We start from the raw sequence: 8,366 nt of genomic DNA on the forward strand, positions 1-8,366 counted from the left end.
GTCCAGTTTGACTATCCCTACCTTGCCAATGAAACCAAGCTCAGCCGGGAGCTGGTGGCGGCGTACCAGCCGGGCAGCCAGCCGGTTGAACAGTTGCGTGCGCTGCGCAGCCAGTTGATGCTGCGCTGGTTTGACACCGGGGCCGAGCGCCGGGGGTTGGCGATTGTCAGCGCCGGCGCGAAAGAAGGGCGCAGCTATATCGCGGCTAACCTGGCCATCGTGTTTTCACAGCTCGGGGAGCGTACTTTGCTGGTCGACGCGGATATGCGGACGCCACGGCAGCACCAGCTTTTTAACCTTGGGGCGACTGCGGGCCTGTCTGACATGCTCGCTGGCCGCGCCGGGCCGGAAGCGGTCATCAGCATACCGGCCCTGCAGGATCTGTCGGTACTGCCTGCGGGGGTCATTCCGCCTAATCCGCAGGAGCTGCTTGGGCGGCAGGAATTTTCCAAACTGCTGCAATCATTGGGCGAGGACTTTGACGTCATCATCATCGACACCCCGCCTGCCAGCGAATGTGCCGATGCGCACACGGTGGCCGTCCGCGCAGGGGCTGCTCTGGTTGTGGCGAGGCAGAACATGAGTTCCATGCCGCAAATGACCCGTTTCACCCACAGTCTGCGGGAGTTCGGCGTGGCTTTGGTGGGCTCCGTGCTTAACGATGCCTGAAGAAGCGGCCAGCCCCCAGCCGATAGGCTGCCTCATGCGCGGCGGCTCCCAGAAGCCCGCCTGCGGCGTCCGCTGCCAGGTCAGACCAGCTGGCTGTCCGGCCCGGCAGGAAAGCCTGATGCAACTCATCCATGGCACCTACCATGACGGCGCTGGCTACGCAGCAAAGGGCCATGCGCCAGCCGCGCGTTCCGCTTGCAATACCGGCAGCCGCGCCCACCATGCCAAAGACGAGCAGATGTGCCAGTTTGTCCCAAGGCGCAGGGAACAGCCCAACGGCAACGGGCTGCGCGCCAAGAATGTAAAGCGCTGCGGCCGTCAGGACGACGGTGATGCCCGCCAGGATGCGAAGGGTGCGCAAGGGGTTGCCCGGGGTTACGGTGTTCAACATGACCATGATTTTGTCATGCCGGAGGATGGATGGGTGAGGCCATGCTGAGTTCTTCCTTTGACAGCCCTGCTGACTGGCGCCAGCGCTGGTCGCTACTGGTGGAAAAGATTGAGCGGGTGCAAAGCCCTGTCGACAGCCAGGCACTGCTGGCGTCCCTTAGCCACCCTGCAAGGCCGCAGGTACTGGCTTTCGCCAATGCGCATGCGATGAATTCCATGGTGGCGTCGGTTCCTTTTTTTGAGGCAATGCATTCGGCCGACCTGGTGCTCAGGGACGGCTCCGGCATGGCAACGCTGTTTAAATTGCTGCGGATGCAGCCCGGCCTCAATCTCAATGGGACGGACTTCATTCCGCAACTGATCCGGGCGTTTGACGGCCGCCGCATTGCGTTGTTTGGTACACGTGATCCCTATCTGGCCAAGGGCCGGCTGCGTGTCCAGCAGGAACTGGCTCCCCACAGCCAGCTTATTGCAGCCGATGGCTTCCTGGATGCTGAGGCATACGCCCTGCTGGCAGTTCAGCACCAACCGGCGCTGATCGTGCTCGGCATGGGAATGCCCCGGCAGGAGGAAGTGGCGGCCAGACTGCGTGCCTTGCTGGACTTTCCCTGCCTGATCGTTTGCGGCGGAGCCATCATTGACTTTCTGGGTGGAAAAACACCGCGAGCGCCGCTGTGGATGCAGAGGGCCGGTCTGGAGTGGTTGTTTCGCCTGGCGCTGGAGCCGCGCCGGTTGTTTCAGCGCTACGTGATAGGCAATCCGCTATTTTTAACGCGGGCCTTGCGCCTGGCCTCGCTGAACCGACGCTGATCCGGCATTCACTGCGAGCGATTGACGTTGCGGCCGCGAGTGCTGGCTTTCTTCGTCTACGGCTACCGGCGCGTAGCGGTTGTCTACATCCGGTGTGCAGTTGGTTTTAACAATCTGCCCGGGGTTTCCCATCACCACGCTGTAGGGGGGGACGTTCTCAAAGACATACGCTCCGCCGGCAATCCTGCTGCCTTTCCCCACAGTCACGCCGCCCACTACAATCGCGTGCGGCCCGATCCACACATCGTCTTCAATCACCGGGTAAACGGTGTTCCGCCGGCCTTCACTGTCAATGTAATCCCGCTGCCCGATCGTTACGCCATGAAACAGCGTGACGTTGCTGCCGATACGTGCGTTCGCGTTGACGACGATGCCGCGGCCATGGGTGAGTGCAAGTCCGGGCGCAATGGTGGTTCGCCAGGGTATTTCGATCCCCGCCAGCTGGCTTGTCAGTCGGTACAGCAGCTGTGCAGGAACCATCGCGAACCAGCGCCATGCAGGCGGCAGTTGCTGGGCTGCCTGGCAAAGACGCAAGGTGACCACCACGCGAAATGCCGGATCCAGAAGGGCGCCTTTCAATGCCAGATGCCCGTCGGATCGTCCAAATTTCCGGTGAATATCGGCTTTCAGGGAAGGCATACTATTTTTTCCATGGTTTGGCCGCTGGTTGATGCCCCGGTACGGAACCACCGGGCCGAGTCATGCACACCGGTGCGATAAGGTGTCCACGCCAATCCCAATTGTTCCGTTGCTGCCTGCGAGTCGAGTTGAATGTGCTGGGACCACAAACGGAGCAATCCCGGTGGCAACGCATCGGGAAGCCGCCGGCCGGTGATGCCAAGAAATTTCAAGGCCTGCTCAGCTGCCTTGAGTGGTGGGCCACCTACCCAGGAGTCCACGCTCAGCTGGCGCCGGCCGATGCGTTTCACCGGCGTTGCCCTGATATCGAGAGCCAGGTCAACAAAGTAGTCGTTCCAGCGAGGACTGTCCGGCGCAGCCAGATTGAAAGCCGGCAACTCGCCTGGAGCCACCGGCAGCTGCAGTGCAACCAGCAGAGCCTGGCAAACGTCGTCCACGTGGACAAGATTGGACCAACCATCGCCAGCGATGCCAAGGTCGCCAAGACGCCCGGACTGAAGCCATCGGCCGATGCGTCCGACCCAGAGTTCACTGCCAGGGCCAAAAACACAGCCTGGCCGCAGCATCACGGCTGCACCGCCGCGACGGGTAAATTCCTCCAGACTGGTTTCCGCTTCGCACTTGGCACGGCCGTACCAACCCAGGCTGGGATCACGTGGCGCACCCTCACGGATAAGGCCTTCTGCAGGGCCATAAACCGACATGGTGCTCAAATGAACAATGCGCGGACAGTTTGCCTTGAGCGCGGCGTCGACCAGGACGTGCATGCCTTCAGAAATCGACGCTGCATCGCCCGCCACGCAGTTAACAACCGCGTCGAAGTTTTTTAGTGCCACCGCAAGTTGCCCAGCGTCTCGGGTATCTAGTTCCAGCCATTCGGCCCGCAACTTTTCCGTGCCGTTCGAAAGATTCTTCTGTCTGGACGCTCCCGTGGGGATCGCCCACGAAGTGCCGTGCAGCATTTCCAGCAGGCGCCTGCCGATGTGGCCTGACCCTCCCAATACCAGTACCTTCATGCGGCCTCCTTCAACTGGATCGGTGTCCGCTCTGCACGCAAGCGATGCGACAGCGTGTCGCCCAGCCGGAGCGACATGGCAATCAGGGTCAAAGTCGGATTGGCCTGGCTTGACGTAGGGAAAACGGCGCTTCCGGCTACAAACAGGTTGTGCACCGAGTGAACCTGGCAGTCGGCATTGACCACGCTGGTGCGCACGTCATCGCCCATGCGTGCGGTGCCGATGTGGTGTCCCCCGTAGGCGCCGAAGCGCACGAGGTCGTCCTCAAGGGTCTGGCGGTTGTAGTCGAAGTGGGCCTTTCCGCTGCGCGCGAATTCTTCAGCCATCACGTCCAGGGTTTTGCGGACGGAGTCGATGTCCGCCTGGCTGTAGCGCCAATCCACCTTCAGGCGAGGCATGCCCAGCGCATCGACAGTGCCGGCAAGTGTGACCCGGCTGTGGGCTTGGGGTATTTGCTCACCATGAACTTCAAGGCTGAAGCGGTTGGTGCGGTTGCGCAGAATCACTGACGGGAATTTGCGTTCAGCGAAGGAGCGCCTGGCCAGCCAATGGGCCAGGAAAGCCGTGGTGTCCAGAGGGTCGGCCACCACATTGAGGAGGTGGCGGGCGTAAGTCCCTGCCGTGGGGGCGTGGCCATCGTTGAGCCGCTTGCCGTATTCGTAGCTGATCAGCTTGCGGGCCAGGAACAGCCCCGACAACACCCCGTTGCGATGCACCGGATCGGTGATGCGCGGGAAGTGCAGGCGGGCGACTGCATTGGCAAGGCCCAGGCGCCTTTGCTCGTGGGCGGCCACAGACAGCCTGCGCCTGCAATAGATGCCTTCCGGGGAAATTTCATAGCCGTGCCGCACATTGCTGACGGGCCCATGAACGGTCAGGGTGCCGACATTCCCGGCGATGTGGCACATGTAGTAGCGCCCCACCACATCATGCTGGTTGCCGACGCCTTGCGGAACGACATCCCGCGACGCCAGTAACAAACGCGCCGTTTCGAGCCCGCCCATGGCCAGTACCGTGGTATTCGGAGTCACCCAAAAGTGTGTTCCTGCCAAGGTGCGTACCTCGAGTTCCCGGACGGCCCTTCCGTCGGCGTGCAGCCGTACTGCAGTGCAGTTGGCTCCCAGCAGTACCTGGATATTGGGCGCCAGCTCAAGCCGCCGTGCATAGCGATTGCCGAAATGCGTGGGACAGGAAAACCGCTCCAGCCCATTGGTCAGCACGCGCGAACTGTCGAACCCTGCAATCATCGGACCGATTTCCGGCTCCAGGGCTTCACCCGCGTCATAAATGAACCGCCCGGCTTCCGCGAGGGCATTGGCACGCGGGTAGTAGGGTCGCAGGTCTTCGTAAGACAGCGGCCACCCGCTGTGCGGAATGTAGCTGCGGGTCTCGAAGTCAATGGGATCGAAGGGCATGCAGCGTCCGCCCCAGATCGCGGTGGATCCCCCCAGGCGCCGCTGGCGATATTTGCCGGGTGGGCTGTGCAGCCGCTCATCCGCGACTTCTCCCTCGCAGAGCGACTGGGTGGGAGCGTGCGCCTGCAGCTGCCCCGACTCCAGCAGAAGCACGGAATGCCCTTGCTCCGACAAGGTGAGCGCCAATGCAATGCCCGCAGGGCCGCCACCCACTACGCAGACGTCCGCCTGAAGGCGGCTGCCGGCCTGAATGTCATTGGCCTGCGTGATCATAGGTGGGTGTCCGGGACAGATTTGGCGGTGGTGCGCAGCGGTTGGGCTGCTACGCCGAAATTGCGCTGGTGGATGCGCGCAACGCTGGCAAAGAAACGGGCAAGGGAAAAGTTCTGTTCGTAAAGTGCCCGGCCGTTGCGCTCCAGTGAAGTCCTCAGCGCAGGCTCGTTCAGCACCTGCTGCAGGCCCCTGGCAATACCGGCTGCGTCGCCAGCCTGCACAAAGCACGCATTGACCCCATCGGTCAACACGGAAGGTATTTCGCCTACCGGGCTGCAGACCACCGCAACGCCGTTGGCCATGGCCTCCAGGATGACCAGTGGCAGGCCCTCGTCGTAAGAAGGCAATACCAGGACATCGGCGCGAGCCATCAGGCGTGCGACCTGCTGCTGGTCGGACCAGCCGGCAAAATCAAGCAGTGCTTCGATGCCCAGTTGCTTTGCCTTTATCCGGTAGGCTTCGATATCGCCGCCGCCGGCCAGAATCACTTCGGTTCGTGAGGCATCAAATCCCGGGAGCGCCAGCGYCTGCAAAAGATCCGATACCCCCTTGCGCTCCGACAGGTTTCCCAAAAAGAGCACGCGCTGCACGATTTGTTCCGAGGCTATGCGCCGTGCATGGGTAGGTTCGGGAACACCGTTGATAACGATCTCCACGCGATTGGCCGGCACGCCGAGTTCTTCGACCACAAAACGCCGTGCGGATGATCCCAGCACCACACAACTGGCCGGCAGCGAAAATACCCAGCGCGTCAGCATCTGCAGCGGACGGGGCAACGACCGGTAGAAATGATGCAGCTGCGCAGCGTGCAAATGAAGCACCACCGGAATACCGAGGGCGCGGCAGACAATGATGATCACGCTCTTGCGAAAGAGGCTCAACCGCTCGGCCATGTTCACATGGACACCCGCCAGCCGGCCGTTGAGTTTTCCGCGCACTATTCTGGCCATGGCAGTTGCCAGCACCCAAAGTGAATACAGCGCGTTGGCGCCGCCGCGGGTGTCAAGCGGACGGAGTTCCGCCGCATCGGCAGGGGCTGAAAACGCCTGGGCCTGAATCAGGTAGTCCGCGACCTTGAACATGCCGCCGCCTTTGGGCGTCCAGGGACACGCAAGGTAGATATAGCGCCCCTCGCGTTCTCGTGCGGCCGAATGCGGCAGCGATTCACTTCTCATAATTACTTTCCTGTACCTTGATAAGAAAGACCGGGCTTTCTAAAGAGTGCGCGCTTGAAGAAGGTGGTCATGGGACGCTCCAGCCACACGTACGAGATGCAGCCTGCAACCACCACGGCCGTGCCCACGGCAAGCACGATGGCCAGGCTGTCCTGCACGCCCAGTTTTTTCAGCGCCAGCACACCGGCCGGTACCACGAAGGTGTGCGAGAGATAGATGGAGTAGGAAGCGTCACCCAGGAAAGACAGACGGGAAGCCAGTGGTGCGCGCAAGGTCCATGGCTCGAGCCAGATTGACCCGAGGACAACCAGCGCAGCACCGCAGCCCCAGGTGGCGAAACGGTCGGCCGAGTGCCCCCAGTCAGGGATAAACATGAACATCGCGCCAGCGGTCATGACGATCAGGCCGGCTCCTGGCGATGCATGCCGAAAATGCAAAAAGGCATAGGCAATGCAGACTCCAAGAATGAACTCGAAAACAATGGTCTGGGCGTAGAAACCCAGCACCACCGAGTCCGGTACATACCGACCAGCCGTGAAAATCAGTAGAAAAACCAGCAAGCAAAACCGGATGCGTGGTGCGCCCAGGGCAATGGCTGCCGCAAAAACCGCATAAAAAAGCATTTCGAAATTCAACGTCCAGCCGACGGGCAGCGCGGGCAATACGAGGCCCCACGGGCTCACGGCAGGGATGAACAAAAGGGAGGCGGTCAGATGCCCCGGTTCCACGGATGCGCGGGATGCGAGGGTCGGCAAAGCCAGCAAGAGGACGACCTTCAACAAGGTATAGAACCAGTAGAGCGGTGCGATCCTCAGCAAGCGCCTCCGCATGAACACCCAGGCGGCATTGACCCGCGACGCAGCGTCGGAAGGCAGTGCCGATGTTGACATGGCCATGACAAACCCGCTGATGACAAAAAAGATGTCTACGCCTGCGGAGCCGTCTGCCCAATAATGGGTTGGGCCGGTTCCGCCGATGTGGATGGAAATGGCCTGGGTAATGTGCATGACCACGACAAGCATGGCCGCGGCAAACCTCAGAATTTGTACGCCCGTGAATTGCTGCGTCGCCTGCTGCTTCTGCGGGCTTCCATCGGGGCCGATCAATGGGCGCTCCCCTGAATTGCCTGGCGAGGCGCCATTGAGAAGTCCTTGAGTATCCGGCTCGCGATGGCCTCGCCAGCCGGGCGTTGCCGGCGAAGCAGGCCGCGTATGAGGCCCGCGGCATTGAAGCACCATGAGATCACCGAATAGAGGGCCTTGGTGACAGACCGTTTTCGCCAGGTCATCAGCAACACCGGCGCCGTGACGATGATGCAAAAGAATGCCATGCGCAGGGGAGCCGATACCGGCCAGAATACCAGGCTGGCCATGACCGCCCACCAGCCCAGGACGGCCATGTACAGGCGCAGTTCCCGCAGGCCCTGCAGCGCCAGATGCAGTCGGGGCTGGCCGGCGGCAGCGCGGACCAGTTCGCCCAGCCCGCAGATATAGCGGGTGCTCCAGCGCCGCATCAACAAGCGATAGGGTGGTGCATCGTGGCCAAAGTGGTTGGCGGCATCCACCGGCAGGCGCCACAGATGCCAGCCGAGAGCGCGCAGCCTGATGGCCAGGTCAAATTCTTCATAGCTGTGCAGGTTACGGTCGGAAAGATAGCCTGCGGCCTCAATGGCTGTGCGACGGTAAAGCCCTCCGCCGTCGAGCCGGTCGACCTTGCCAGGCAGCAGGTGCGGCGAGGCGCGTTCTCCACGCGCAAGGTATTCCAGGCTCGCGGTGTTTTGCTCCACCACCCGTCCGCCGACGCCTGCGACGTCTTCATGGGCATCCAGAAAATCGAGTGCTTTCTCAAGAAAGCCTTCCTGCATCTGCATGTCGCCATCGAGGATATAAATGAAGTCGCCATGCGAATGCTGGTAGCCCAGTTGCGGGCCCACGCCGCAGCAGCGCTCATTGGGATTGGCCAGCTGGACGATACGGATG

Annotated in this window: 9 protein-coding genes; 2 read left to right on the plus strand and 7 right to left on the minus strand. The window is 61.6% G+C overall.

Annotation, left to right across the window (positions count from 1 at the left end):
* Positions 1–669: polysaccharide biosynthesis tyrosine autokinase (locus tag AC1D1X_RS09845; RefSeq protein WP_477698206.1), on the plus strand; the 669-nt coding region annotated here is incomplete at its 5' end.
* Here the strand turns inward: AC1D1X_RS09845 and AC1D1X_RS09850 are convergent.
* Complete coding sequence (locus AC1D1X_RS09850; protein WP_477667870.1) at positions 656–1,060, minus strand: VanZ family protein; 405 nt, start codon at positions 1,058–1,060, stop codon at positions 656–658. The two genes, AC1D1X_RS09845 and AC1D1X_RS09850, sit on opposite strands and share 14 nt — an antisense overlap.
* Before the next feature lie 41 nt (positions 1,061–1,101).
* Here AC1D1X_RS09850 and AC1D1X_RS09855 point away from each other — a divergent pair, with 41 nt between their 5' ends.
* Positions 1,102–1,869 carry a WecB/TagA/CpsF family glycosyltransferase gene (locus AC1D1X_RS09855; protein WP_477667869.1) on the plus strand — a complete coding sequence of 256 codons (768 nt, stop codon included), beginning with the start codon at positions 1,102–1,104 and terminating at the stop codon, positions 1,867–1,869.
* Here the strand turns inward: AC1D1X_RS09855 and AC1D1X_RS09860 are convergent.
* From AC1D1X_RS09860 to AC1D1X_RS09885, 6 genes are all read right to left on the minus strand, one after another.
* The gene (locus AC1D1X_RS09860; RefSeq protein WP_477667868.1) at positions 1,828–2,508 is read right to left on the minus strand and encodes a serine O-acetyltransferase; all 681 of its coding nucleotides are present in this window, start codon (positions 2,506–2,508) and stop codon (positions 1,828–1,830) included. The two genes, AC1D1X_RS09855 and AC1D1X_RS09860, sit on opposite strands and share 42 nt — an antisense overlap.
* Complete coding sequence (locus AC1D1X_RS09865; protein ID WP_477667867.1) at positions 2,496–3,524, minus strand: NAD-dependent epimerase/dehydratase family protein; 1,029 nt, start codon at positions 3,522–3,524, stop codon at positions 2,496–2,498. The genes AC1D1X_RS09860 and AC1D1X_RS09865 overlap by 13 nt, the downstream gene beginning before the upstream one ends.
* Positions 3,521–5,212, minus strand: coding sequence for an FAD-dependent oxidoreductase (locus AC1D1X_RS09870; RefSeq protein ID WP_477667866.1), 1,692 nt, complete (start codon positions 5,210–5,212; stop codon positions 3,521–3,523). The genes AC1D1X_RS09865 and AC1D1X_RS09870 overlap by 4 nt, the downstream gene beginning before the upstream one ends.
* Positions 5,209–6,387, minus strand: coding sequence for a glycosyltransferase family 4 protein (locus tag AC1D1X_RS09875; RefSeq protein ID WP_477698207.1), 1,179 nt, complete (start codon positions 6,385–6,387; stop codon positions 5,209–5,211). Before AC1D1X_RS09875 ends, AC1D1X_RS09870 begins: the two co-directional genes overlap by 4 nt.
* A gap of 2 nt (positions 6,388–6,389) precedes the next feature.
* Positions 6,390–7,493, minus strand: coding sequence for an acyltransferase family protein (locus AC1D1X_RS09880; protein ID WP_477667864.1), 1,104 nt, complete (start codon positions 7,491–7,493; stop codon positions 6,390–6,392).
* On the minus strand, positions 7,490–8,366 hold an 877-nt coding region (locus tag AC1D1X_RS09885; RefSeq protein WP_477698208.1), incomplete at its 5' end, for a glycosyltransferase family 2 protein. The genes AC1D1X_RS09885 and AC1D1X_RS09880, both read right to left, overlap by 4 nt.

The sequence above is a fragment of the Polaromonas sp. P1_G4 genome (assembly GCF_056405475.1).